Annotated in this window: 22 protein-coding genes; 16 read left to right on the forward strand and 6 right to left on the reverse strand. The window is 72.3% G+C overall.

Annotated features, from left to right (window positions below):
- Positions 1-45 precede the first annotated feature (45 nt).
- Together AC07DS_RS03830 and AC07DS_RS03835 are read left to right on the forward strand one after the other, a co-directional pair.
- Positions 46-684: a hypothetical protein gene (locus AC07DS_RS03830; protein WP_479142399.1), complete on the forward strand. Its 639-nt coding sequence runs from the start codon at positions 46-48 to the stop codon at positions 682-684.
- Positions 681-1,703, forward strand: coding sequence for a nucleotidyl transferase AbiEii/AbiGii toxin family protein (locus AC07DS_RS03835; protein ID WP_479142400.1), 1,023 nt, complete (start codon positions 681-683; stop codon positions 1,701-1,703). The genes AC07DS_RS03830 and AC07DS_RS03835 overlap by 4 nt, the downstream gene beginning before the upstream one ends.
- Here the strand turns inward: AC07DS_RS03835 and dnaG are convergent.
- From dnaG to AC07DS_RS03850, 3 genes are all read right to left on the reverse strand, one after another.
- Positions 1,674-3,569 carry a DNA primase gene (gene dnaG / locus AC07DS_RS03840; RefSeq protein ID WP_479142401.1) on the reverse strand — a complete coding sequence of 632 codons (1,896 nt, stop codon included), beginning with the start codon at positions 3,567-3,569 and terminating at the stop codon, positions 1,674-1,676. The genes AC07DS_RS03835 and dnaG overlap by 30 nt on opposite strands.
- 29 nt (positions 3,570-3,598) lie before the next feature.
- Positions 3,599-4,864 (reverse strand): NAD(P)/FAD-dependent oxidoreductase, encoded by a 1,266-nt coding sequence (locus AC07DS_RS03845; protein WP_479142403.1) that lies wholly within the window; start codon positions 4,862-4,864, stop codon positions 3,599-3,601.
- Between the two features lie 104 nt (positions 4,865-4,968).
- Entirely contained in the window at positions 4,969-6,243 is a 1,275-nt protein-coding gene (locus AC07DS_RS03850; RefSeq protein ID WP_479142405.1) for a deoxyguanosinetriphosphate triphosphohydrolase, read from the reverse strand.
- 193 nt (positions 6,244-6,436) lie between these two features.
- On the opposite strand from AC07DS_RS03850, the gene AC07DS_RS03855 reads away from it, so the two are divergent.
- Complete coding sequence (locus AC07DS_RS03855; protein WP_479142407.1) at positions 6,437-6,772, forward strand: VOC family protein; 336 nt, start codon at positions 6,437-6,439, stop codon at positions 6,770-6,772.
- Here AC07DS_RS03855 and AC07DS_RS03860 read toward each other — a convergent pair.
- Positions 6,769-7,623, reverse strand: coding sequence for a sirohydrochlorin chelatase (locus AC07DS_RS03860; RefSeq protein ID WP_479142409.1), 855 nt, complete (start codon positions 7,621-7,623; stop codon positions 6,769-6,771). The two genes, AC07DS_RS03855 and AC07DS_RS03860, sit on opposite strands and share 4 nt — an antisense overlap.
- Before the next feature lie 168 nt (positions 7,624-7,791).
- Here AC07DS_RS03860 and AC07DS_RS03865 point away from each other — a divergent pair, with 168 nt between their 5' ends.
- From AC07DS_RS03865 to AC07DS_RS03880, 4 genes are all read left to right on the forward strand, one after another.
- A complete protein-coding gene (locus AC07DS_RS03865) occupies positions 7,792-8,472 on the forward strand; it encodes a SanA/YdcF family protein (protein ID WP_479142411.1) in 681 nt (226 codons plus the stop codon).
- Between the two features lie 2 nt (positions 8,473-8,474).
- Positions 8,475-9,944 (forward strand): membrane-associated oxidoreductase, encoded by a 1,470-nt coding sequence (locus AC07DS_RS03870; protein ID WP_479142412.1) that lies wholly within the window; start codon positions 8,475-8,477, stop codon positions 9,942-9,944.
- A 112-nt stretch (positions 9,945-10,056) separates the two neighbouring features.
- Entirely contained in the window at positions 10,057-12,213 is a 2,157-nt protein-coding gene (locus AC07DS_RS03875; protein WP_479142413.1) for a molybdopterin oxidoreductase family protein, read from the forward strand.
- Positions 12,214-12,296: 83 nt separating this feature from the next.
- Complete coding sequence (locus AC07DS_RS03880; protein ID WP_479142415.1) at positions 12,297-13,127, forward strand: arylamine N-acetyltransferase family protein; 831 nt, start codon at positions 12,297-12,299, stop codon at positions 13,125-13,127.
- Position 13,128: 1 nt separating this feature from the next.
- Here AC07DS_RS03880 and AC07DS_RS03885 read toward each other — a convergent pair whose 3' ends face one another.
- Complete coding sequence (locus AC07DS_RS03885) at positions 13,129-13,560, reverse strand: gamma-glutamylcyclotransferase family protein (protein ID WP_479142417.1); 432 nt, start codon at positions 13,558-13,560, stop codon at positions 13,129-13,131.
- A 152-nt stretch (positions 13,561-13,712) separates the two neighbouring features.
- On the opposite strand from AC07DS_RS03885, the gene AC07DS_RS03890 reads away from it, so the two are divergent.
- Entirely contained in the window at positions 13,713-15,362 is a 1,650-nt protein-coding gene (locus tag AC07DS_RS03890) for a M4 family metallopeptidase (RefSeq protein WP_479142418.1), read from the forward strand.
- A gap of 61 nt (positions 15,363-15,423) precedes the next feature.
- On the opposite strand, the gene AC07DS_RS03895 is transcribed toward AC07DS_RS03890, so the two are convergent.
- Positions 15,424-16,920, reverse strand: coding sequence for an MFS transporter (locus tag AC07DS_RS03895; protein WP_479142420.1), 1,497 nt, complete (start codon positions 16,918-16,920; stop codon positions 15,424-15,426).
- Positions 16,921-17,087: 167 nt separating this feature from the next.
- Between AC07DS_RS03895 and AC07DS_RS03900 the strand changes: the two genes are divergently transcribed.
- The 8 genes from AC07DS_RS03900 to AC07DS_RS03935 all read left to right on the forward strand — a co-directional run bounded on the left by AC07DS_RS03900 (position 17,088) and on the right by AC07DS_RS03935 (position 25,746).
- Positions 17,088-17,819: a TetR/AcrR family transcriptional regulator C-terminal domain-containing protein gene (locus AC07DS_RS03900; RefSeq protein ID WP_479142422.1), complete on the forward strand. Its 732-nt coding sequence runs from the start codon at positions 17,088-17,090 to the stop codon at positions 17,817-17,819.
- Positions 17,820-18,147: 328 nt separating this feature from the next.
- On the forward strand, positions 18,148-18,666 hold the full coding sequence (locus AC07DS_RS03905) for a hypothetical protein (RefSeq protein WP_479142424.1): 519 nt from the start codon (positions 18,148-18,150) through the stop codon (positions 18,664-18,666).
- A gap of 165 nt (positions 18,667-18,831) precedes the next feature.
- Complete coding sequence (locus tag AC07DS_RS03910) at positions 18,832-19,452, forward strand: class F sortase (protein WP_479142426.1); 621 nt, start codon at positions 18,832-18,834, stop codon at positions 19,450-19,452.
- Between the two features lie 129 nt (positions 19,453-19,581).
- Positions 19,582-20,796 carry an NAD(P)/FAD-dependent oxidoreductase gene (locus AC07DS_RS03915; RefSeq protein ID WP_479142428.1) on the forward strand — a complete coding sequence of 405 codons (1,215 nt, stop codon included), beginning with the start codon at positions 19,582-19,584 and terminating at the stop codon, positions 20,794-20,796.
- Entirely contained in the window at positions 20,797-23,403 is a 2,607-nt protein-coding gene (nirB, locus tag AC07DS_RS03920) for a nitrite reductase large subunit NirB (protein ID WP_479142430.1), read from the forward strand.
- Positions 23,400-23,759, forward strand: coding sequence for a nitrite reductase small subunit NirD (gene nirD / locus AC07DS_RS03925; protein WP_479142431.1), 360 nt, complete (start codon positions 23,400-23,402; stop codon positions 23,757-23,759). Before nirB ends, nirD begins: the two co-directional genes overlap by 4 nt.
- Positions 23,760-23,936: 177 nt before the next feature.
- Positions 23,937-25,112 (forward strand): Vgb family protein, encoded by a 1,176-nt coding sequence (locus tag AC07DS_RS03930; protein WP_479142433.1) that lies wholly within the window; start codon positions 23,937-23,939, stop codon positions 25,110-25,112.
- Between the two features lie 49 nt (positions 25,113-25,161).
- Positions 25,162-25,746 (forward strand): TetR/AcrR family transcriptional regulator, encoded by a 585-nt coding sequence (locus tag AC07DS_RS03935; protein WP_145883257.1) that lies wholly within the window; start codon positions 25,162-25,164, stop codon positions 25,744-25,746.
- Positions 25,747-25,806 lie beyond the last annotated feature (60 nt).

Consider the following 25,806-nt stretch of genomic DNA (forward strand, 5'->3'; position numbering starts at 1 on the left):
GGAAACCCGGGTGCCGCACCCCGGCCGGTCTGCGACGATCTCCCGGTGTCCGGAGTCCTGTACGAAACCCATGTGACCGTCGACTGCGCGGCCCCCGCCGAGGCGGAGCGGCTGAGCGTCTGGGCGGGTGCCGCGGGGCTGAAGCTGACGCACATCGTGCTGGCCCGCGGCCGGATGCGGCAGCAGCCGATGCTCACCCTCGCCGGATCGACGTCGTACGCCGAGGAGTCGGTGCGGGCGGAGCGGACCGTGGCGGCGCTGCGGGCGGACGGTTTCGTGCCGGTCCGGGTGAAGATCGAGTCGGTGCCGTGGGCGCCGGAGGTGCCGGCCGGGCCGTGTGGGGACGGGCGGTCCGCCGGACAGTATTTCGAGCACCACGTGAAGCTGCTGCTGGACGCGGACACCGACCTCGGCGCACTGACCGCACGGGTCGTCCCGCACGGCGCCCACCTGTCGTGGAACGCCCGGCGGGTGCAGCGGGGCGGACGGCACGAGCGGTTCGTGACGCAGCGCTGCCGGGGCGTGGCGGACGGGACCGCGGGGCGGGCGCTGGAGCGGCTGCTGGCGGAGCTGGACGGGTTCGACGTGCTGTCCGTGGAGCGGGAGTTCGTGCTCCACGACAGTGACGAGTCGGTGGACGAGGGGTGGCTCGAGGAGCCGGTGTCCCAGGGGGTGCGCGGATGAGCGGAACATGGCGGGAGTTCGGATACCGCAGCGAGGAGATCCCGCACGAGCCGCTGGACGAGGCGACGCGGCAGGCGAAGGATCTGCCCCGGACGCTGACCCGGGTGCCCGGCGACGGAGTGACACAGCGGCCTGTCTTCGAGCCGGCCCTGAAGCAGTACCAGAACGCCTACCGGGCCACCGACCCCGTCTTCACCGACCCGGCGCGCGGCGAGGCATGGCGTGCGGCCCGTCGGCAGGCGCTGCATCTCGTGCTGGCCTCGATCTCGGACTCCGAGTGGGCCGAGGCGCTGGTGCTGCGCGGCAGCGTACTGATGGAGGCCTGGTTCGGCGAGGCCGCCCGGGAGCCCGGTGACCTGGACTTCGTCGTCGTACCGCGCTCGTGGCACATCCATGACGCGGCGACGCCCCGGATGTTCGACGGCGTCGCGGCCGCCGCGGAGGCGTTCGCCGTGGCGCACGGGGAAGAGGTGTCCCTCTGCGCGCGGGGCGCGGTTGTCGAGGACATCTGGACCTACGACCGCGTGCCCGGCCGCCGGCTGATGCTGCCCTGGTCGGCGCCCGGCCTGCCCGGCGGGCACGTCCAGCTCGACTTCGTCTTCGGCGAGGAGCTGCCCGAACCGCCCGAGCCGGCGCAGTTGCCCGGCGGCCCGGTCCTGCTCGCGGCCACGCCCGCGCTGTCGCTCGCCTGGAAGCTCATGTGGCTGATCGACGACGCGTACCCGCAGGGCAAGGACCTGTACGACGCCGTGCTCCTGGCCGAATGCCACCCACTCCCCTACGACCTGCTGCTGCGCGTCTTCCACCTCTCGGGCAGCGAGACCCTGGCCGGCCGGCACCGCAAGGAGGTCACCGTGGCGGACGTGGGGCAGGCCGCGGGGTACGTCGAGTGGAACCACTTCGCCACCGAGTACCCCCAGTTCGCCGAAAGGGAGCAGGAGTTCGCGGAGCGGCTGGTGCGGGCGGTGGCACCGGCGTTCGAGGACGCCTCAGAGGGCGGCGGGGCCCCGCGTCTTTAGGGCTTGGTCGTACTGCTGCAGGACCCACAGTTCGTTCCGTGCCGCGGCCAGCTGGGACGGGTCGCCCCCCGCCTCCAGCCGCCTGACGGTGATCTGGATCTCCTGGACACGGCGCTCCACGGCACGGCGGCGTACGGTCACGAGTTGCTCACCGGCGTAGTTCTCGTCGACCGCCCGGCGCATGATCGCTTCCACGGCCAGTTCGGTGACCATGGCGCGGACCGTGTCCTCAGGGGCCACCTCACGGACCCGCATCAGGTACTCCTGCGCGTCCTGCATGCCGTACTCGGCGCCGCCCGCGTCCAGGATGGCCTGGCGCACGGCAGCGTACGGGGCGGCGGTGAACTCGTCGACGCCATACGCGTCGAAGGCCGGGGAGACCAGTTCCGGGCGCTGCAGGGCGAGCTTGAGAAGTTCGCGCTCGGTGGCGAAGACGGGGTTGCGGAGCTGGAGCGCGGGGCCCCCGGAAGCGGCCCGGGGGGCGGTCTCGTACGGCTGCGGAGACGAGGGGACCGGCCCCTTGCCGCCGCGCTCGCGGGCCCAGCGGGCCAGCTGGGCCACGCGCTTGACCACGAACTGGGTGTCGAGGATGCCGAGCATGCCGGCGAGTTCGACGGCCACCTCGTGCTGGGCGCCGCTGTTCTTGATGCGGGCCACGATCGGCGCGGCCTCGTCCAGGGCGGCCGCGCGGCCGGCCGGGGTGTCGAGGTCGTAGCGGCTCACGATCTGGCGCAGCGCGAACTCGAAGAGCGGGGTACGGGGTTCGGTCAGGTCGGCGACCGCCTCGTCGCCCTTGGCCAGGCGCAGCTCGCAGGGGTCCATGCCGTCGGGCGCGATCGCGATGTAGGTCTCGGCGGCGAACTTCTGGTCGTCCTCGAAAGCGCGCAGGGCCGCCTTCTGGCCGGCCGCGTCGCCGTCGAAGGTGAAGATCACCCGGGCCGAGCCGTTGTCCATCAGGAGCCGGCGGAGGATCTTGATGTGGTCGCCACCGAAGGCCGTACCGCAGGTGGCGATGGCCGTCGTCACACCGGCCAGATGGCAGGCCATGACGTCCGTGTAGCCCTCGACGACGACGGCCCGGCTGGCCTTGGCGATGTTCTGCTTGGCGAGGTCGATGCCGTACAGGACCTGGGACTTCCTGTAGATCGCCGTATCGGGCGTGTTCAGGTACTTCGGGCCGTTGTCCGCCTCGTACAGCTTGCGGGCGCCGAAGCCGACGACCTCGCCGCCGATGTCCCGGATGGGCCACATCAGGCGGCCCCGGAACCGGTCGATGGGACCGCGGCGGCCCTCCTGCGACAGTCCGGAGAGGACCAGCTCCTTGTCCGTGAAGCCCTTGCCGCGCAGGTAGCGGGTGAGGTGGTCCCAGCCCTGGGGGCTGTAGCCGACGCCGAAGTGGACGGCGGCGGCCTGGTCGAAGCCGCGCTCGGCGAGGAAGATCCGGCCGGTCTCGGCCTCGGGGCTGGTGGCGAGCTGCTCGGCGTACCACTGGGCGGCGATCTTGTGTGCCTCGACCAGGCGGATACGCTCGCCGCGCTGGTGGGCGGGGTTGTACCCGCCCTCCTCGTAGCGCAGCGTGATGCCGGCCTGGGCGGCCAGGCGCTCGACCGCCTCCGAGAAGGAGAGGTGGTCCACCTTCATGACGAAGGTGAGGGTGTCGCCGCCCTCCTGGCAGCCGAAGCAGTGGAAGAGTCCCTTGCTCGGGCTGACCTGGAAGGACGGCGACTTCTCGTCGTGGAAGGGGCACAGCCCCTTGAGGTTGCCGCCACCGGCGTTGCGCAGCTGGAGGTACTCGGAGACCACGGCGTCGATCGGGACCGCGTCCCGTACCGCCTTCACGTCCTCGTCGTTGATCCGTCCTGCCACGAGGTGATTCTACGGGGGCGGACCGACACTCATGAGACGAGGCTTTCGAGCGGAAGGTGCGGGTCCGCCAGCGACTCCGTGTTCACCTGGGCCTGGGAGCGGACCAGGTTCTGGATCTGCTCCGTGACATCCCACACGTTCACGTTCATCCCGGCCAGGACGCGCCCCTCCTTGATCCAGAACGCGATGAACTCCCGCTTGCCCGCATCGCCCCGGATGACGACCTGGTCGTAGGAGCCCGGCGGCGCCCAGCCGCTGTACTCCATCCCGAGGTCGTACTGGTCGGTGAAGAAGTAGGGCAGCCGGTCGTAGACGACGTCGCTGCCGAGCATGGCGCGGGCGGCGGCCGGACCGCCGTTGAGGGCGTTGGCCCAGTGCTCGACCCGGATCCGGGTGCCGAAGAGCGCCAGCGGGAACGCGGCGACGTCCCCGGCCGCGTGGATGTCCGGGTCGGAGGTGCACAGCCGCTCGTCCACGACGACACCGCCGCCGTGCGCCCGGTCGGCGATCTCCAGCCCCGCCGACTCCGCGAGCGCGGCCCGCGGCGCCGCGCCGATCGCCGCGAGGACGGCGTGCGCCGGGTGCTCCTCGCCGTCGTCGGTGCGCACCGCGAGGACCATGCCGTCCTGGCCGACGATCTCGGTGAGCCGGACGCCGAAGCGGAAGCGGACGCCGTGCTCGCGGTGCAGCTCGGCGAAGACGTTGCCCAGCTCCGGGCCGAGCACGCTGTGCAGCGGGGTCGGGTGCGGTTCGATGACGGTGACCTCGGCGCCGTACTCGCGGGCCGCCGCCGCGACCTCCAGGCCGATCCAGCCGGCGCCCGCGATCACGAGGTGTCCGTTGTCCCGGCCGAGGCGCTGGAGGACGCCCTTGAGCCGCTCGGCGTGGGCGAGGCGGCGCAGATGGTGGACGCCCACGAGGCCGGTGCCGGGGATGTCGAGGCGGCGGGGCTCCGCGCCGGTGGCGAGCAGGAGCTTGTCGTAGTGGACAAGGGTGCCGTCGTCGCCGAAGCGGACGGTCTTCGCGACACGGTCGATCCGGTCGACGGTCTGGCCGAGGTGCAGCTCCACGTCGTTCTGCGCGTACCAGGCCGGCTCGTGCACGAAGACGCTGTCGCGCTCCTTCTTGCCGAGCAGGAAGCCCTTGGACAGGGGCGGTCGCTCGTACGGGTGGTCACGCTCGTCGCAGATCAGTATCACCCGGCCGCTGAAGCCCTCCGCCCGGAGCGTCTCGGCCGCCTTCGCACCGGCGAGACCGCCTCCGACGATGACGAATGTCTGATCCGCGTCGACCACTTGATGCCTCCTCGTAAGGGTGCCGCCACATGCGAGCGTCCCGCACGCAGCGTGATGCGGGAAGAGGGAGTGCCCCGATCAGGCCACCCCGGGTCACGTTCCTCTCACATATGCCCTGTCAGTCTGGCGTGCAGAGAGCGTGCGGAGGCGTCGGTGAGGGAGGCGATCTGGTCGACGATCACCCGCTTGCGCGCGTGGTCGTCGGGTGCCTCCTCGAACAGCGCCCGGAACTGGGGCTCCAGACCGTCCGGCGCGCGGGCGGTGATCGCTTCGGCCAGCTCGGCGACGACCACCCGCTGGTCGGCACGGAGCCGCTCCTGCTCGGCGCGCTGCATGACGTACCGGTCGGCGACCGCCTTCAGCACCGCGCACTCCATGCGGGTCTCACGGGGTACGACGAGTTCGGCGCCGTAGCGGGTGAGCCGGCCGGTGCCGTACGCGGCGCGGGTGGCGGTCTCGGCGGCCAGGCAGAACCGGCCGATGAGCTGACTGGTGGCGTCCTTGAGGCGGGCCTGGGCGACCGCGGTGCCGTCGTAGCCGTGCGGCCACCACTCCTCGTCCTGGAGGCGGTCGAGGGCGGCGGCCAGCTCCGCCGGGTCGGTGTCCGCGGGGACGTAGCGGCCGACGGCCACCTCGAACACCGCCTGCCGCTCGGGCTCCGCGTGCAGGCAGTTGGGGTCGATGTGGCCCGCGTGCAGTCCGTCCTCGACGTCGTGGACCGAGTAGGCCACGTCGTCCGACCAGTCCATGACCTGGGCCTCGAAGCAGGTGCGGGTGCCGGGGGCGGTCTTGCGGACCCAGTCGAACACCGGGCGGTCGTCCTCGTACACGCCGAACTTCGGGGACGCCGGGTCGGTGGGGTGGTCGCCGCGCTGCCAGGGGTACTTGGTGGCGGCGTCCAGGGCGGCGCGGGTGAGGTTGAGGCCGACGGAGCCTTCGGGGGTGAAACGCTTGGGCTCGATGCGGGTGAGGAGCCTCAGGGACTGGGCGTTGCCCTCGAAACCGCCGCAGTCGTCGGCGAATTCGTTCAGCGCGACCTCGCCGTTGTGGCCGAAGGGCGGGTGGCCCAGGTCGTGCGAGAGGCAGGCCGCCTCCACCAGGTCGGGGTCGCAGCCGAGGGCCGCGCCCAGCTCGCGGCCCACCTGGGCGCACTCCAGGGAGTGGGTGAGGCGGGTGCGGGGGCTGGCGTCCCATGCCTGGGTGCGGGTCCCCGGGGTGACCACCTGGGTCTTGCCCGCGAGGCGGCGCAGGGCCGCTGAGTGGAGGATGCGGGCACGGTCGCGCTGGAAGGCGGTCCGGCCTGGGCGTTTGTCGGGTTCGGGGGCCCAGCGTTCGACGGACGTCGGGTCGTAGCTGTCGAGGGGTGCGGTGCCTTCCATGATTCGACAGTAAGGGTCGGCAGTGACAAATGGGTGGTGCCGGGTGGCTACTCGTCGGCCGAGTTGGGTTGTGCGGCGGGTGCGGCTGCGTGGTGGCCGATCGTGCGGTTCCCCGCGCCCCCGGGGCTCGTCCGGCCCCGAAACCCACCGCGCCTGATCGCCTCGCCGAGTACTCGGTCGCCGCGACCCCGAGGTGCCGGCGCGGTTCTGGTGCGAGGTCCTGGACTTCGTGGTGCTCGGCCGCGAAGAGGACGGCAGCATCGAGATCGGGCCGCGCGAAGGGTTCGGCGGCCCGCAGCCGACGATCTTCCTCAGCCGCAGGGGCGAGCCGGAGCAGGGGAAGTCCCGGCTGCACATCGACGTCAACGCCACCGACCGCGATCAGGACGCCGAACTCGAACGCCTGCTGAAGCCCGGGGCGCGCCCGGCCGACATCGGCCAGAGCGGCGAGAAGTCCTGGCACGTTCCGGCCGATCCCGAGGGCAATGAGTTCTGCCTGCTCAGGGCTCGCCTCGACCCGCTCCCCTAGGCAGCCTCCGCCGACCATGCCGTGAGGCTCTGGTCGTAGCGGTGCAGGATCAGCCGGGCCATCGGCTCCTGGGCTCCGAGGGGGGCGGAGGCCAGCCAGGGGGCCTGGGCCGCGCACTGGGCTGCGAAGCGGCCGGGGGCCGTGAAGCAGGAGGCGATCGCCACTCTGTGACGGCCCCTCGCAGCCAGGGCGTGCAGGGCCGTCCCGATCGTGGGGGTCGCCGCCGAGGCGTACGCGGGGACCACCGGGACGCCGAGGCGGTCGGCGAGGAGGCGGGCCGTGCGGCGGGTGTCGGTGGCCGAGTCGGGGTCGCGGGAGCCCGCCGCCGCGAGGACCACCGCGGTCGAGCGGCGCGTGGCGGCGTCCATGGTGGCGGGCCAGCCGGCCTCGGTCAGACGGGTGTGCAGGGCGTCGACGAGGAGCGGGTGGGGGCCGAGGGGGGCGGCCACCCGGGTGCGGGCGGGTGCGGCGGCGGCCATCTCGGGGATGTCCTGCTTGACGTGGTAGCCGCGGCCGAGAAGCAGCGGGACGAGGACGGCAGGGGTGTCGCCGAGGGCGGCGAGGGTGTCGGGGAGCAGGGGCTCGTTCAGCTCGATGTGGCCCAGGTGGACGGGAAGTGCGGGGCGCAGTCCGCGTACTTGGTCCGTCAGGGCCCGAACGGTGTCGAGCGCGCGCGGGTCACGGCTGCCGTGGGCGACCAGGACCAGGGCGGGCCGGGCCGGGCGGCGGCGGCCGATCGGCGGGACGAGCCGGAGCCGGCCGACGAGCTGGCTGCTGATGCTGTTCATGAGGTGCGCCGTGCTGTCGAGGTGGATGCGGGGCTCGTCGCGGGGAGGGTTCGACGCCGTCATGGAAGGATCCTGGCCCCGGGAGGTTGCGCCGCCGTTGCCGGGCCGTCACGGGTATTTTCCGTGCGTTCACTTCGCACGGATGCTCGATGTGAGGCGAACCGGATCCGTGCCCCGTGCGTCCTCCAAGGTCGGAACCGATCCCTGGGGGACCGATCACCGGGAGACCTTATGAAGATCCGTCGACCGCGGCTGCCACGCACGCGCCGGGGGCAGCGGCGGCTGGTGCAGGCCGTGATGGCCGTGTGTGTGCTGGCGCTGCTGCCGGCCACCTGGCTGTACGTGTCGACGGCGGACCGGCTGCGGACGACGGCGGACGTGCCGCGCACCGACGTCGCCGTGGTGTTCGGGGCCGGGCTGTGGGACGGGGAGCCGTCGCCGTATCTCGCGCACCGGCTGGACGCGGCGGCGAAGCTGTACCGGGCGGGCCGGATCAAGGTCGTGCTGGTGACCGGGGACAACAGCCGCAAGGACTACGACGAGCCGGACGCCATGCGCGCCTACCTCGAGAAGCACGGGGTGCCGGGCGACCGGATCGTCAGCGACTACGCGGGGTTCGACACCTGGGACTCCTGTGTGCGGGCCAGGAAGATCTTCGGGGTGGACCGGGCGGTGCTGATCAGCCAGGGGTTCCACATCCGGCGGGCGGTGGCACTGTGCGAGGCCGCGGGGGTGGACTCGTACGGGATCGGGGTCGCCGCCAAGCACGATGCGACCTGGTACTACGGGGGCACGCGCGAGGTGTTCGCGGCGGGCAAGGCGGCGCTGGACGCGGTGTTCCATCCGGATCCGACGTTCCTGGGACCGCAGGAGCACGGGGTCACGCGGGCGCTGGCGGGGGCGCGGGACTGAGCATGGAGATCACGGACCTGACGCCGGCCGAGCGGCGCGTTCGGGACGCCTTCCCGCTCGGCGAGGGGGTCGACTTCCGGCAGGGCGACGACGAGGACCCCGCGCAGGGCGCCTCGTGGGGCCCCGAGCGCACGCTGCGGGCGGAGGTGCTGCAGGAGCTCCTGCTGGACGGGCCGGTGCGGGAGGGGCGGACAGCCGGTCTCAAGGTGGCGGGCGCGCGCATCACGGGGCGGCTGGACCTCAAGTACGGAACCGTCGGCCATCCCGTCCGGCTGCGGTTCTGCCACTTCGAGGAGCCGCCCGATCTGTACGGGGCGCAGGTCGTCGCTCTGGTCCTGAGCGACTCGGTGCTGCCAGGGCTGACGGCCGGGAATCTGCGCGCCGAAGGGGTCGTGCGGATGACCTGCTGCCGTGTCACGGGGCCGGTACGGCTTCAGGGGGCGAAGCTGTCCGGAGCGTTCTTCGCCAACGGTGCGCGGCTCGGCAGGCCAGACGAGGTCCCCGAGGAGCCCGTGCTCCAGCTCAACCACGCCGAGGTGGGCACGGACGTGTGGGCCCCGGGGCTGGTCGCGCACGGCGCGGTCCACGTGAACGGGGCGGTCGTCCGTGGTCAGGTGAACCTCAACGACGCGGAGCTGAACGCCCCCGGGAGAACCGCGTTGCACGCCGAGGTGCTGACGGTCGGCACCGACCTGCACGCCATGCGGCTGCGGACCCGTGGCCGGGTCAATCTGGGCGGTGCCCGGATTCCTCGCCAGCTCAACCTGGCCCACGCCCGTCTGTCCAACCCGGGCGGCCAGGCCCTGCGCGCCAGCAGCAGTGTCGTCGGCGAGCTGTGGCTGCGGGAGGCCGCGCCGATCGAGGGATCCGTCAATCTGCGCCGTGCCCAGCTCGACCTGTTGCACGTGCCGCCCGAGGTGTGGCCCCAGCAGGTCCAGACCGACGGGCTCAGCTACCGCGTCCTGACCCCGCACCTCCCGGCCGAGCAGCGTCTTCCGCTGCTGGAACGCGAGCTGGACGGTTATCTTCCCCATCCCTACGAGCAGCTGACCACGGCGTACCGCACGGTGGGCGACGACGTCGCGGCGCGCACCGTCCAGCTGGCCAAGCTCCGTCGCCACCGCCGCACCCTGCCACCGTACGCCCGGCTGTGGGGCTGTCTCCAGGACGCGGCCGTCGGCTACGGTTTCCGCCCGATGCGGGCCGCGGGCTGGCTGCTGTTGCTGCTGTGCACCGGTACGCTCGCCTTCGCCCTGCACCATCCGCACGCGCTCAAGCCCTCCGAGGCGCCCGCGTTCAACCCGCTCTTCTACACCCTCGACCTGCTGCTGCCGATCATCGACTTCGGCCAGGAAGGGGCGTTCGCGCCGCGCAGCGGGTACCAGTGGCTGTCGTATCTGCTGATCGCCACCGGCTGGGTGCTGGCGACGACGATCGCGGCGGGCGTCACCCGCTCCCTGAACCGGCAGTAGGAACGGAAACCGGCACCTCACGCCGCCCCCGACCCGGCGGGGAGGCCGGCTTCCCGGCCGTGTAACAGGGAGCCGTCACGGGACGTAACACGCCCGAAGCACGCTGGTCTCCATGGAGACCACCTCGACGCCCACCCACTGCCCGTACTGCGCCCTGCAGTGCGGGATGAACATCACGCCCCTGCCGCAGGGGGGCGTCGAGGTGACCGAGCGCGCGGACTTCCCGGTGAACCGGGGCGCGCTGTGCGGCAAGGGGCGTACGGCTCCGGCGGTGCTGTCGTCGGCGGTGCGGCTGACCTCGCCGCTCGTGCGGTCCGGCGGCCGGCTGGTGCCCGCCTCCTGGGAGGCGGCGCTCGACCTGATCGCGGAGCGGCTCGGCACGGCGCGGGAGCGGTACGGCCCCGACGCGCTGGGGGTGTTCGGCGGGGGCGGGCTGACGAACGAGAAGGCGTACACGCTCGGCAAGTTCGCGCGGGTGGTGCTGGGCACATCGCAGATCGACTACAACGGCCGCTTCTGCATGTCGTCGGCGGCGGCCGCCGGCACGAAGGCGTTCGGTCTCGACCGGGGGCTGCCGTTCCCGCTGGAGGACGTCCCGAGGACCGGGTGCGTGATCCTCGTCGGTTCCAACCTCGCCGAGACCATGCCGCCGTCGCTGCGGTTCTTCAGCGAGCTGCGGGACAACGGCGGCACGCTGATCGTCGTGGACCCGCGGCGCACGCGGACCGCCGAGCAGGCGGACCTGCACCTGGCGCCCCGTCCGGGCACGGATCTGGCGCTGGCGCTCGGCCTGTTGCACCTGGTGGTGGCGGAGGGCCGGACGGACGAGGCGTACATCCAGGAGCGCACGTCCGGCTGGGCGGAGGCCCGGGCGGCGGCGATGGCCCACTGGCCGGAGTACGTGGAGCGGATCACGGGGGTGTCCGTGCCACAACTGCGAGAGGCGGTAAGGCTGTTCTGCGAGCCGGAGTCGGCGATGGTGCTGACGGCGCGCGGGCCGGAGCAGCAGGCCAAGGGGACCGACACGGTGGGCGCGTGGATCAACCTGTGCCTGGCGACCGGCCGCGCGGGCCGGCCGCTGTCCGGGTACGGCTGTCTGACCGGGCAGGGCAACGGGCAGGGCGGGCGGGAACACGGCCAGAAGGCGGACCAGTTGCCCGGCTACCGCAAGCTGGACGACCCGGCGGCGCGGCGGCACGTGGCCGGGGTGTGGGGCGTGGACCCCGACTCGTTGCCCGGGCCGGGGCGCAGCGCGTACGAGCTGCTGGACGCGCTCGGCACGGACATCCGCACGCTGCTGCTGATGGGGTCCAACCCGGTGGTGTCGGCGCCGCGGGCGGCCCATGTCGAGGAGCGGCTGCGTTCGCTGGACTTCCTCGCCGTGGCGGACGTCGTGCTGTCGGAGACGGCGGAGCTGGCGGACGTCGTGCTGCCGGTCACCCAGTGGGCCGAGGAGACGGGCACGACGACCAGCCTGGAGGGCAGGGTGCTGCTGCGCCGGCAGGCGGTCGCCCCGCCGCCGGAGGTCCGCAGCGACCTGCACGTCCTGCACGAGCTGGCCGGCCGGCTGGGCGTGCAGAAGGGCTTCCCGACCGACCCCGAGGAGGTCTTCGAGGAGCTGCGCCGGGCCAGCGCGGGCGGCCCGGCGGACTACTCGGGGATCACCTACCGGCGGCTGGCGGAGGAGAACGGGGTGTTCTGGCCGTGTCCGTCGGTGCCGGACACGGCTGCCGAGGACGGCGAGGACGCGGTGCTCGACGCGCTCCCCGACGATCCGGCCCAGGACGCCGAGACCTCCGTGCATCCGGGGACCCCGCGTCTCTTCCTGGACCGGTTCGCCACCGCGGACGGCCGGGCGCGGTTCGTGCCCGTGACGCACCGGGCGAGTGCGGAGGAGCCGGACGCGGAGTATCCGCTGCTGCTGACGACCGGCCGGGTGGTGTCGCAGTACCAGTCGGGCGCGCAGACGCGGCGGGTCGCGGAGCTGAACGCGGCCGCGCCCGGCCCGTTCGTGGAGCTGCACCCGCGTCTGGCGGCCCGGCTCGGGGCGGCCGAGGGCGATCCGCTGGCGGTGGTCTCCCGGCGCGGCCGGGCCGTGGCACCCGCCCGCATCACCACCGCCATCCGCCCGGACACCGTCTTCATGCCCTTCCACTGGCCGGGCGAGGGCCGTGCCAACACCCTCACCAACCCGGCCCTGGACCCGACTTCGCGGATGCCGGAGTTCAAGACGTGCGCGGTGCGGGTGGAGGCCGTCAGGCCCGGGTGACGCAGGCCCTAGGTCCACCGGAGTAGTGCGGTTCCGTCCGCGGGACGCGGTGGCGGCGGGTACGGCTCGCGTAGGTTCGCGGTATGTCCGACACCGAGCAGTTCGACCTCGACGCCTACCTGGAGCGCATCGGATGGAAGGGGGGCAGGCGGGCCGATCTCCCGACCCTGCGGGGCGTGCACCTGGCTCATGCGCTGTCCCTGCCCTTCGAGAATCTGGACCCGCTGTCCGGCAAGGCCCCGTCCCTCGCCCCGGGCGATCTGATGGCCAAGATCGTCCGCGGTCGGCGCGGTGGCTACTGCTACGAGCACAACACCTTGCTCAGGCTGGCCCTGGAGGCGCTCGGCTTCGGCGTGACCGGGCTGGCGGGCCGGGTCGTCCTCGGTGCGGAGGAGCCCGAGAGCCGGCCGCGTACGCACATGACGCTGCGGGTGGAGGTGCCGGGTGAGCCGCGGCCGTATCTGGCGGACGTCGGGTTCGGGGCGGCCGGGGCGCTGCTGGCGCCGGTGCCGCTGACCGTCGGCGAGGAGTTCGAGGGTGCGGGGCGCCGGCACCGGCTCGTGCATCTGCCGCACGGCGGGCCGCTGGAGCTGTGGGCGCTGCAGACGTACGACCGGGAAGCGCGGGACTGGGTGAGCCAGTACGCGTTCACCCTGGAGCCGTTCGTCGCGCCCGACTTCGAGGTGTTCAACTGGCACGTCGGCACCAACCCGCGCTCCCCCTTCACCCACCGCCCCTATCTGCAGCGGACGACTCCCGAACGGCACCTCGCCCTCGACGGCGACCGGCTGGTCGAGACCCGGGCGGACGGCACGGTGACCGAGCGCAAGCTCGCCGACGAGGCGGAGGCGCGGCGCGTGGTGGAGGAGGAGTTCGGGATCGCCGTGCCCGAGGGGCTGCGGCTGCTGGGCTGAGTCAGCGGCGGGCGAGCCAGTCCCCGCCCGCTATCAGCCGCCCCCGGGCCCGCAGCCGGGCGGCGATGCGCGGCGCGGCCACGTAGACCCAGGCCCGGGCGGCCGTGCCGTCGGCGCGTACGACGTCCCGGGCGACGCGCTCGTACAGGTTGCGCGGGTCGCCGGGGGCGTACTCCTCCAGCCGGTCCAGTTCCGCGAGCAGGCGGGCGTAGGCCTCCGGGAGCGCGGTGACCAGCTCGCCGCTGACCGCTTCCCCGGGGGCCTCGACGGCGTAGGGGTAGCCGGGGCCGTCGTAGAGCACCGCGTCCGGGAGACGCGCCGGTTCCTCCGTGTGCGTGCGGCCGCGCAGGAACAGGTCGTGGTTGGGCTCGCCGGGGCGAAGGGTGCCGTAGACGAAGAAGGGGAGCGCGTCTCGCGGGTCCGGGGTGATCACGGAAACGATTCTGTACCCCCTTCGACTCCGCACACATCTCCATGACGCCGCTATGGACATGACATGTCATGGCCTCTTAAATCGCAGTCGAACTCAGCGCCACCCCCACGCCTCACCCCCACGCCTCGAAGGCGCCTCCCCCAAGGAGACAGATGAGTCGGATACGTCTGCACGTCCGAGGAGCCCGTCGTCTCGCCACCGCCGGCGTCGCCGCCACCACCGCGACCCTGCTGGCCGCCGCGCTCTCCCCCGCCGCCCACGCCGACGTCCGGCCGACGCGCGCCGGAGCCGTCGCGAACGCGGCCTCGGCCCTCGTGGCACACGCGGCGAGCCTGGGCCTGACCTCCGCCCAGGACACCAGCGTCCGGGACGTGATCGTCGACCGGAACGGCACCCAGCACGTCCGCTACGAGCGCACCTACCACCAACTCCCGGTACTCGGTGGCGACTTCGTGGTCCACCTCGCTCCGAGCGGCGCCTTCCGCAGCGCCGACAGGGCGACCCGGAGCCGGATCGCCCTGTCCTCGATCGTCCCCAGGGTGTCCGGCCCCAAGGCCGCCGACCTCGCGGTGAACGCACTGCGCGCCGTCAACCTCGGTGACGCGCTGAAGAACCTGAAGGCCAAGCCCGAGCTGATCGTCGACGCCCTGCACGGCGCGCCGAAGCTCGCCTGGCGCACCAACGCCGTCGGCCAGGACTCGCTCGGCAACCCGGTCGCCCGGACCGTGCTGACCGACGCCCGCACCGGCGCCCAGATCGACGCCTGGGACAGCATCGAGACGGCCACCGGCGACGGCAAGTCGCTGTACGGCGGGACCGTGCCGCTGGAGACGACCCAGTCCGGGTCGTCGTACCAGCTGAAGGACCCGACCCGCGGCAACACCTACACCGGTGACGCGGAGAACAAGACCGACCTGTGCTTCTTCGGCATCTGCTTCAGCCGGGCGCCCGCGACCCTGTTCACGGACGCCGACAACCACTGGGGCACGGGCGTGAACTCCGACCGCTCCTCGGCCGCCGTCGACGCCCAGTACGGCACCAACGAGACCTGGGACTACTACAAGAACGTCCAGGGCCGCAACGGCATCGCGGGCGACGGCAAGGGCTCGTACAACCGCGTCCACTACGGCAACAACTACAACAACGCGTTCTGGGACGACAGCTGCTTCTGCATGACGTACGGCGACGGTGACGGCAGCACCTTCGGGCCCCTGGTCGCGCTGGACGTGGCCGGGCACGAGATGTCCCACGGCGTGACCTCGAAGACGGCTGGGCTGACCTACTCGGGCGAGTCCGGCGGACTCAACGAGGCCACCTCCGACATCCTCGGCACGATGGTCGAGTGGTACGCCGCCAACCCGTCCGACCCCGGTGACTACCTCATCGGCGAGAAGATCGTGAAGCCCGGCTTCGGCAAGCCCGCCCTGCGCTTCATGGACAAGCCGTCCAAGGACGGGAACTCCGCCGACTACTGGAGCTCGTCGGTCGGGAACCTCGACGTCCACTACTCCTCGGGCGTCGCCAATCACTTCGCGTACCTGCTCGCGGAGGGCAGCGGCGCGAAGACCATCAACGGGGTCAGCTACGACTCGCCGACCTACAACGGCTCGACGGTCACCGGCATCGGCCGGGACAAGGTCGGCAAGATCTGGTACCGGGCGCTGACGGTCTACATGACGTCCTCCACGAACTACAAGGGCGCCCGCACGGCCACCCTCAGCGCGGCCAAGGACCTCTACGGCGCGGGGAGTGCGGAGTACAACGCGGTGGCTGCGGCCTGGAGCGCGGTCAACGTGAGCTGAGCCCTGGAACACCACGAGGCCGGTGCCCGTCCGGGCACCGGCCTTCTGGTGTGCGCTCCGGTCAGGCCGCCAACTCCTGCTCCCCGGAGGGGGATTCGACGGCCTGCTCCGGCTCGGCGTCCCGCATCACCACGGTGGCCAGGACCGCCGCCGCCAGAACCCCGAGGGCGCTGAGCGCGAAGGTGGTGGACATCGACGAGGTGAAGGCCTCGCGGGCGGCGCCGAGGAGGCCCGGGTGGGCCGCGGCGACGGCGCCGGCGACGGACTGGCGGGCCTTGGCGGGTGCGTCGGCGGGCATCCGGTCGGTGTAGCCGCTGGAGAGCAGCGAGCCGAGGATCGCGATGCCGAGGGCGGTACCGGCCTGCTGGACGGTGTCGTTGAGGGCCGAGCCGACGCCTGCCTTGTCCGCCGGGATGGTGCCCATCAGGGCGCCGACCGCGGCCGGCATGGCCGCACCGGCACCGAGGCCGAGGAGGCCGAGGGCGATCGCCGGGACGGTGAAGCCGGAGCCCGCGTCGACCGTGGTCAGCAGGGCGAAGCAGGCCACCATGGTCAGCATGCCGGTCAGGATCACCAAGCGGTTGCCGATCTTCGCGGCCACCTTCACACCCACGGTGTTGCCGACGATCGCGGTCACGGCCAGCGGCAGGAAGGCCAGGCCCGCCTTGATGGCCGAGTAGCCGAGGACGAACTGCAGGTACTGGGTGAGGACCAGCAGCAGGCCGCCGTTGCCGATCTGGACCAGGGCCAGGGAGAGCGAACCACCGGTGAAGTTGCGGTGCTTGAAGAGGACCAGCGGGACCATCGGGGACTCGGTGACGTTCTCCCAGACCACGAAGGCGGCGAGCGCGCCGGCCGCGACCGACAGGCTGACCAGCGAGCGGCCGCCGAAGGCACCGTACTGCGGGATCTCGATGATCCACCAGACCAGCGCGGTCATCCCGGCCGCGGACAGCACCGCACCCAGCGGATCGGCCTTCTGCCAGGGCGCCTTCGACTCCGGCATCAGGGTCACGCCGGCGAGGACGGCCAGCGCGACCACGGGGACGTTGAGGAAGAAGATCGAGTGCCAGGAGAAGTGGTCGACCAGCACACCGCCCAGCACCGGGCTGCCGACCAGGCCGAGCATCGACACCGAACCCCACGCCGCCATCGCCCTGCCGCGCTCCTCCTCGTCGAAGACGGTGATGAGGATGGAGAGGGTGGACGGCATGATCAGCGCCCCGCCGACGCCCATCGCCACGCGTACCGCGATCACCTGGCCCGGGTCGGCGGCGAACGTGCCGGCCAGTGAGGCGGCGCCGAACAGCAGCAGGCCGATCAGCATCACCTTCCGGCGGCCGAAGCGGTCACCGAGGCTGCCGGAGGTGAGCAGCAGGCCGGCGAAGACCAGGACGTAGGAGTCGAGGATCCACTGGACGGCCTGGGCGCTCGCGCCGAGGTCCTCGGTCATCGCGGGCACCGCGACGGTGAGCGCCATGCTGTCGACCACCAGGACCAGCGTGCTCAGGCAGAGCACGACGAGGATCCACCAGCGACGTGGGTTGCGGGTTTCCATGGGAGTTCCCCCTTGTGTCGCCGTACGCCGTGCTGCGTACAGCGTTCCGATGCTGCGAACACTGTTCCGTTCGATGCGAACACTGTACGCAGCCCGGAACGGTGTGCGCAACCCTTGAACTCTGTACGCTTGATGCGAACGACGTACGCACACAGAGGAGTCCACCGATGGCCGCAAGGACCGAGCCGAACCCGATCCCCTCCGTCTGGGCCCGGCCGCGGCGCGAGCCCGACCAGCCCTCCCTCAGCCGGGACGCGATCGTCCGCGAGGCCATCGCCGTGCTGGACACCGACGGCATCGAGGCGCTCAGCATGCGCAAGCTCGGCGCCCGGCTGAACGCCGGCGCGACCTCCCTGTACCGGCACGTGGCCACCAAGGACGAGCTGATGGAGCTGGCCGTGGACGAGGTCGCCGCCGAGATCCGGGTCCCGCCCGCCGGCAGCCCCGACTGGCGGGCGGCCGCCGCCGAGACCGCGCACGCCTTCCGCGCCACCGCCCTGCGACACCCCTGGCTGTCCACGGTCATGGGCCAGGCGGGACTCGCCTACCTGGGCCCCAACCTGATGGCCCTCAACGAACGGCTCGCCGCCCTGTTCGTCGAGACCGGCTTCCCCGACCCCGAGGGAGCGATCAGCGCACTGCTGGCGTACGTGATCGGCATGAGCACCACCGAGGCCGCCTGGCTCACCACAGTCGCCCGCTCGGGGCAGACCGAGGCCGAGTTCGTCGCCCGCCTGCTGCCCGCCGCCCAGCAGGCCGCGGCCGACCACAGCAACCTCGCCGCCTCCTACGCCTCCACCGATGCCGCCGCCACCGACCCCGCACGGCAGCGCGAGGCCAAGTTCGACTACGGCCTGGACGTCGTCCTCGACGGACTGGCCCAGCGCCTGCCGCACTAGTCCCGCGGAGTCAGATGCCCCCGCTCCGGGGGCGGTTGGGCATGCCTGACGCTCCGTGGGGCGGAGTGCACCGGTCGCCGGGTCACCCGTTCACACTCGAGCGGAGAGCCATTTGTGTTCTTTTCATACTTGTTCTTGTGCACCTCCATGACCTGCCGGAATCCATCCCGGCTAGGCCGTGCGGGGGCCGTGGGCGCCACCCGTTCACCGCATTTCTGACACATCGTCAGGAAGCGGCCGGGCCCGAGTGCGACTTTCCTCAAAAGGGCAGGGGCCGCGCCCCCTGTACGAGTCGGATCAACGAGTCGGACCAGCCCTGGGGAGCACCATGCGACGCACCGCCCGTCTGCTGACCGGTACCGCGCTCGCCGTCGCCGCGGCAGGACTCGCCACGGCACCGGCCCACGCCGAGACCGGCAGTCTGCAGGTGTACCCGTCCACCACCATGCCCGGCAGCCAGGTCACCGTGAACACGGCGGCCTGCGGGGACCGGGGCACGGCGGTCGGTGACGCGGGCGCGGTCGGCGCCGGCACCTTCACGCTGGCGCCCAGTACGCACGAGGGCGAGGCGATCGGACAGTTCCGGGTGCCGCCGAGCGCGCAGCCGGGGACGTACGAGATCGTCGCGCAGTGCGCGGAGGGCACCAAGCAGGTCACGGGCGACCTGGTCGTGGCGTTGGGCGCGGCGCACGAGCAGGTGCAGCCGCGGGGAAGCGTGAAGACGGGGGTCGGCGGCGCACTCGGCACCGACCCCGTGCATACCACGGCGGGTGTGGCGGCTCTGGCCGTCGCCGCCGCGGGCGGTACCTGGCTCCTGCATCGCCGGGCGAGAGGCGACGGGATCTGACGGACACCCTCCGCTGTCCGTCCGCCGGTACCGCAAGTCCCGCCCCCTCCGGGTCCGATGCCCCTCGTGGCCCGGAGGGGGACGGGGGTCCCTTTGACGGGGCCCCTCCAGGACACCACCCAAGTCCCGCCTCGCGGGAGGTTCGCCTCCGGGAGAGGGTTTCGTATGCGAAGGATCGGGGACACCGCGATAGCCGCGGTCACCGTCGTGGCCCTCGGCTCGGCGGTGTGGCTGCTCGGCACGGGATCCGCGACGCACGCGCCCCCGCAGCCGACGGCCGCCGAGGGCCGCCCCGACCCGGGCGAGGAACGGCTCACGGCGCCCGCGCTCGATCCGTCCCCGCCCACCCGGATCCGCATCCCCGCGATCAGGGTGAGCGCTCCGCTCATGGGCCTCGCGCTCACCAGCGCCGGAAGCCTGGACGTACCGCCCGCAGCGGAGAAGAACCTCGCCGGCTGGTACGAGGCCGGCACCACGCCCGGCGAGACGGGCACCGCGATCGTCGCGGGCCACGTCGACAACACCGAGGGCCCCGCCGTCTTCTACAACCTCGGCGGCCTGAAGCGGGGCGCCGTCATCGAGGTGGACCGCGAGGACGGCAGCACCGCCGTGTTCACCGTGGACGCGGTGGAGGTGTACGCGGCCCGCAACTTCCCCGACGAGAAGGTGTACGGCGCGGCCAGGCGCCCCGAGCTGCGGGTCATCACCTGTGGCGGCGCCTATTCGCGAGCCACCGGCTACCAGGGCAACGTGGTGGTCTTCGCCCATCTGACGGGGAGCCGCTGACCCTCACAGCGCGCCGAGATGCGCGCACGGGACCCTCACACCGCCGGTCCGCCCCCGCTGAGGGCAGCGTTCCTCACGGGAAACAGGAGTGATGCGGCCGGGTAACGTCGGGGCCGCACGCTCCTTTGCATGACCTCGAATACGCGTGTGGTGGTGATCGGCGCCGGCCTCGCGGGCGTACGGCTCGCCCGGCGGCTCGGCGAGCTGGGCACGCCCGCGCTGCTCGTCGGCGACGAGGAGCACCGGCCGTACAACCGGGTGCTGCTCGCCGAGGTGCTGGCCGGCCGGTACGCCCCGGAGGTGATCTCCCTCCCGGCCCCCGGCGGCCTGGTGCGCACCCGGGTCACCGGCATCGACCGCACCGCGCGGCAGCTGCACTGCGCCGACGGCTCGTCGATCGCATACGACTCGCTGGTGCTGGCCACCGGCTCCAACCCCGTGCTGCCGCCGCTGCGCGGCCTGTTCACCGCCGACCACCAGCTTCCGGAGGGCGTGCACGCGTTCCGCACGATGGACGACTGCCTGGGCCTGTCCAAGGCAGTACGCCCGGGCGTGCGGGCGGTCGTCATCGGCGGCGGGCTGCTCGGGGTCTCCGCGGCCCGCGCGCTGGCCGTGCGCGGCGCGCAGGTGGTGCTCGCCCAGCAGGCCGAGCGGCTGATGGAACGCCAGCTCGACCCGAACGCCTCCCGGCTGGTGCTGCGGCACCTGCTGGACCTGGGCGTCGAGGTGCACACCGAGTGCCGGGTGCGGGACGTGCGCTGCGTCGGCGGCGCGGTCCGCTCGGTGGAGATGGCCGACGGGTACGCCCTCGACGCCGACCTCGTGGTCCTCGCCTGCGGGGTGCGGCCGCGCGCCGGTCTGGCGGAGCAGGCGGGCCTCGCCGTCCGCAGGGGCGTCCTCGTCGACGACGAGCTGCGCACCTCCGACCCGCACATCCACGCCATCGGCGACTGCGCCGAACACGACGGCACGGTCTACGGCCTCGCCGCCCCGGCCCTCGAACAGGCCGAGCTGCTCGCCGAACTGCTCGCGGGCGCCCCGCACGCCCGGTACACCGGCACCCGCGCGCTGACCCGGCTGACCCTCACCGGCCGCGACTCCCCCTTCGACCTCGCCGCGTTCGGCGAGACCGAGCCCCGCCCCGGCGACGACGTCGTGCAGCTGGCCGACGCCACCCGGGGCACCTACCGCAAGGTCGTCGTCCGCGACGACCGCCTGGTCGGCGGGGTGCTCGTCGGCGAACTCGGCACCGTCGGCGCACTCGCCCGCGCCTGGGAGGGAGCAGAGCCGCTCCCCGACGAAGGCCCTCTGCTCCACCTGCTCACCAACGATGGAGGCTCCTGAATGACCGCCACCCCGGGGGCCACCCCCACGATCGTGCTCGTCGGCCACGGCATGGTCGGCCAGCGCTTCCTCGAAGCACTCGGCGAGCGCGGCCTGACCGCCACGCACCGCGTGGTCGTGCTGTGCGAGGAACCGCGTCCCGCATACGACCGCGTCGCCCTCACCTCGTACTTCTCGGGCAGGACACCCGAGGAACTCTCCATGACCGACATGGAGTTCATCGAGACGCACGGCATCGAGCTGTACGTCGGCGACCCCGCGGAGACGATCGACCGCGCGGCGCGGAAGGTCACGGCGAGGTCCGGCCAGGTCTTCGAGTACGACACCCTCGTACTCGCCACCGGCTCCTACCCCTTCGTGCCGCCGGTCCCGGGCAAGGACGCCGAGGGCTGCTTCGTCTACCGCACGATCGAGGACCTGCTCGCGATCGAGGCGTACGCGATGGCCAAGGCCCAGGTGGGCGCCGTGGTGGGCGGCGGTCTGCTGGGGCTCGAGGCGGCCGGCGCGCTGAAGGGTCTCGGGCTCACCTCCCACATCGTGGAGTTCGCACCGCGCCTGATGCCGGTGCAGGTCGACGAGGGCGGTGGCGCGGCTCTGCTGCGCACCATCGAGGACATGGGCCTGACCGTCCACACGGGCGTGGGCACCCAGGAGATCGTGGTCGACGAAGCCGGTGTCGTCACCGGCATGAAGCTGTCCGACGGCTCCGAGCTGGCCACCGACCTGGTGGTGTTCAGCGCCGGTGTCCGCCCCCGCGACCAGCTGGCCCGCGACTGCGGCCTGACCGTGGGCGAGCGCGGCGGCATCACGGTCGACGAGCAGTGCCGTACCGTCTCCGACCCGCACGTGTTCGCGATCGGCGAGTGCGCGCTGGCCGCGGACGGCCGGGTGTACGGCCTGGTCGCGCCCGGCTACGAGCAGGCGGAGACCGCGGCGGCCACCATCGCCGCCGACGAGACCGATCAGCCGACGTTCACCGGCGCCGACCTGTCCACCAAGCTGAAGCTGCTCGGTGTGGACGTGGCCTCCTTCGGTGACGCGCACGGCACCACCGAGGACTGCCTGGACGTCGTCTACTCCGACTCCCGCGCAGGCCTCTACAAGAAGCTGGTCATCGGCCGGGACGGCACGCTGCTGGGCGGCATCCTGGTCGGCGACGCGGACGCCTACGGCACCCTGCGCGCCCTGACCGGCACCGTCCCGCCCATCTCCCCCGAGTCGCTCGTCCTGCCCGCCGGAGCGGGCTCGGGGGCCCAGCTCGGCCCGTCCGCACTGCCGGACGAGGCCATCATCTGCTCCTGCCACAACGTCTCCAAGGGCACGATCCGCGGCGCGGTCACCGAGCACAGCTGCACGACCGTGCCCGAGGTGAAGAAGTGCACCAAGGCCGGCACGGGCTGCGGCAGTTGCGTCAAGGTGCTCGGCCAGCTGGTCACCGCCGAACTGGAGGCCTCCGGCGTCGAGGTCGACAAGGGCCTGTGCGGCTGCTTCTCCCAGACCCGCGAGGAGCTGTACGAGATCGTCCTCGCCCTGCGCATCAGCACCTACCAGGACCTCCTCGACCGCTACGGCCGCGAGGACGCCCGGGGCGGCGGCGGCTGTGAGGTCTGCAAGCCGGCGGTGGGGTCGGTCATCGCCTCCCTCGCCCCCTCGATCGGCGTGAGCGGCTACGTCCTGGACGGGGAGCAGGCGGCCCTGCAGGACAGCAACGACCACTTCCTGGCCAACCTGCAGAAGAACGGCTCGTACTCGGTCGTCCCGCGCATCCCCGGCGGTGAGATCACCCCCGAGGGGCTGATCGTGATCGGTGAGATCGCCCGCGACTTCGGCCTCTACACGAAGATCACCGGCGGTCAGCGGATCGACATGTTCGGCGCCCGGGTCGAGCAGCTCCCGCTGATCTGGACCCGTCTGGTGGACGCCGGCTTCGAGTCGGGCCACGCCTACGGCAAGGCGCTGCGCACGGTGAAGTCCTGTGTCGGGCAGACCTGGTGCCGCTACGGCGTCCAGGACTCGGTCCGCATGGCGATCGACCTGGAGCTGCGCTACCGGGGCCTGCGCTCCCCGCACAAGCTCAAGTCGGCGGTCTCCGGCTGCGCCCGTGAGTGCGCGGAGGCCCAGTCGAAGGACTTCGGCGTGATCGCCACCTCCAACGGCTGGAACCTGTACGTCGGCGGCAACGGCGGCGCCACCCCGCGCCACGCGGACCTGCTGGCCCAGGACCTGTCGGACGCCGAGCTGGTCCGTCTGATCGACCGGTTCCTGATGTTCTACATCCGCACCGCCGACCGGCTGGAGCGCACCTCGACCTGGCTGGAGCGGATCCCCGGGGGGCTGGACCATGTGCGCGACGTGGTCGTGGAGGACTCCCTCGGCATCTGCGAGGAGCTGGAGTCCCTGATGGCGGACCACGTGGCCCACTACGCCGACGAGTGGGCGACCACCATCAACGATCCCGAGAAGCTCGCGCGGTTCGTGTCCTTCGTCAACGCGCCGGACACCCCCGACCCGGTCGTCGGCTTCGTGCCCGAGCGCGACCAGATCAAGCCCGACCTGCCGCTGCTGACCATCGGCCACCGCCCCCTGGAAGGAAGCGCCCAGCGATGACCCTGGCACCCGAGACGACCGACCTGAAGGTTCAGATCCGGCTGGATTCCCCGGAGGGCGCGTGGTTCACGGTCTGCGACCTGAGCCGGCTGCTGCCCGGCCGTGGCGTGGCCGCGCTGCTGCCGGACGGCCGCCAGGTCGCCCTGTTCCGCGACCGTGACGGCCGGCTGTACGGCATCGACAACCGCGACCCGTTCGGCGGCGCGGCGGTCCTCTCCCGCGGCCTGACCGGCACCCACCGGGGCCGCCCGTTCGTGGCGTCCCCGCTGCTCAAGCAGCGCTTCGACCTGGAGTCCGGGCAGTGTCTGGACGACGAGTCGGTGCGGGTGACGGCTTACCAGGTGCGGAGCACCTGAGAGCGCTGCGCGGAGCACCTGAGAGCGCTGTGCGGAGCACCTGAGAGCGCCGTCCGTCAGCCGCTTGGATCAGCCGACTCGTGCGGCCCGGAGGCGAACTCTAGCCTGAATCCGGACATACAGTCAGATTCCTGACCGCATGTCCGGATTCGGTGTTCCTGGAGAAGGGTTGCCCCCATGCCCGACCGTCCGAGGTCTCGACGACGTACGCCCCGGCTGATCACGGCGTTCGTCAGCGGCCTGATCGGCGCCACGGCGGTGGCCGCCCCTGCCCGGGCCGACACGGGGGATGTGACGGAGTACCCGATCACCACCACCGCCGACAGCTTCCCCGCCGCCATCACGGCGGGGGCGGACGGGGCGCTGTGGTTCACCGAGTCGGGGGTGTCCAGGATCGGGCGCATCACGACCGGCGGCACCGTCACCGACTACGCGGTCCCGACCCCGGACAGCTTTCCCTTCGACATCACCCGGGGCCGCGACGGCGCCCTTTGGTTCACCGAGGTCTTCGGCAACAAGATCGGCCGGATCACCACGAAGGGCCAGGTGACCGAGTTCCCGCTGCCGACCGCGAACAGCGCCCCGACCGGCATCACCAGCGCCCCGGACGGCGCGGTGTGGTTCACCGAATCCGGGACCAACAGGATCGGGCGGAGGGCGCCCGACGGCACCGTGACCGAGTACCCGATCCCGACGCCGGAGAGCGACCCCTACCGCATCGCCGCCGGGCCGGACGGCACCGTGTGGTTCACCGAGACGATCAGCGGCAGTATCGGCCGGGTCGGCAGGGACGGCCGGGTCACCGAATTCCCACTGGGCGACTACGACTTCCCCTTCGACATCACCGCGGGCCCCGGCGCCATGTGGTTCACCGCTCCCGGTGCCGACGCGGTGGGGCGGATCGACCACGCGGGACACATCACGAAGTTCCCGCTGCCGTCCGCCGACGCCGGCCCGGACGGCATCACCCAAGGACCCGACGGCAACCTCTGGTTCGCCGAACAGTCCAGCGGTGTCGGCCGGGTGACACCGGACGGCCGGATCACCGAGTTCCCGGTGGCGGACGGCGTGGACAAGGTTCCCTTCCAGATCGCGGCCGGCCCCGACCGGCACCTGTGGTTCACGGAACTGCTCGGCAACGCCGTCGGCCGCGTCCAGGCCCTGCCCGGCCGCGCCACGAAACCGGCCCCGGGCCACACGGCACCGGGCCACACGGCACCGGGAACGACCGCCGGCCGCGACGGCCGCACCGGCCCACTGCCCCTGTGCACCCACCGCGTCCACGGCCCCGAACTCCCGGACCGCCTGCGCGTGGTCCTCTGCAGGGGCCGGGCCGCCGCAGGAACGTCGTAGCGGCCAGAATACTTGACCGGTCGTTCCAGAAATGCCTAGGCTGCGGTGCATGGCCAGGACCAAGGAATTCGACCCCGACGCCGCACTGCAGTCGGCCCTCGAGCTGTTCTGGCGGCGCGGCTACGAGGCGACGTCGATGAGCGACCTGGTCGAGCACCTGGGCATCGGCAGGGCGAGCCTGTACGCGACGTTCGGCAGCAAGCACGAGCTGTACCTGAAGGCGTTCGACCGGTACGAGCAGTCCGGACTCGCGCGGATCGTGCACGAGCTGTCCCAGCCGGGCCCGGCACTGCCGGCCGTCCGAGCGGTCGTACGGCGCTACGCGGACGAGGCGGCCCACGGGGAACTGCGCCGCAGCGGCTGCCTGGTCACCAACACGGCGGCCGAGCTGGCCCCGCACGATCCGGCCGCCGCCCGGCGCGTGGAGCGCAACTGGGACCACCTGGAGACGGTCCTGCACACCACGCTGGTCCGCGCCCGGGCCCAGGGCGAGCTGCCGTCCGACCGCGACCCGCTCGCCCTGTCCCGCACACTGCTGGTGCTGATGCAGGGCCTGCGGGTGGTCGGCAAGGCGTCCGCGGACCCGGCCCGCGTGCGGGACGCGGCGGAGCAGGCGCTGACCCTGCTGGACTGATGTACCGCCCTCCTCGAGAGGGCCGTTTTCCCGTCCTCAAACTGAACCGATCGGTCAAGA

It is taken from the genome of Streptomyces sp. NPDC044064 (assembly GCF_056434245.1).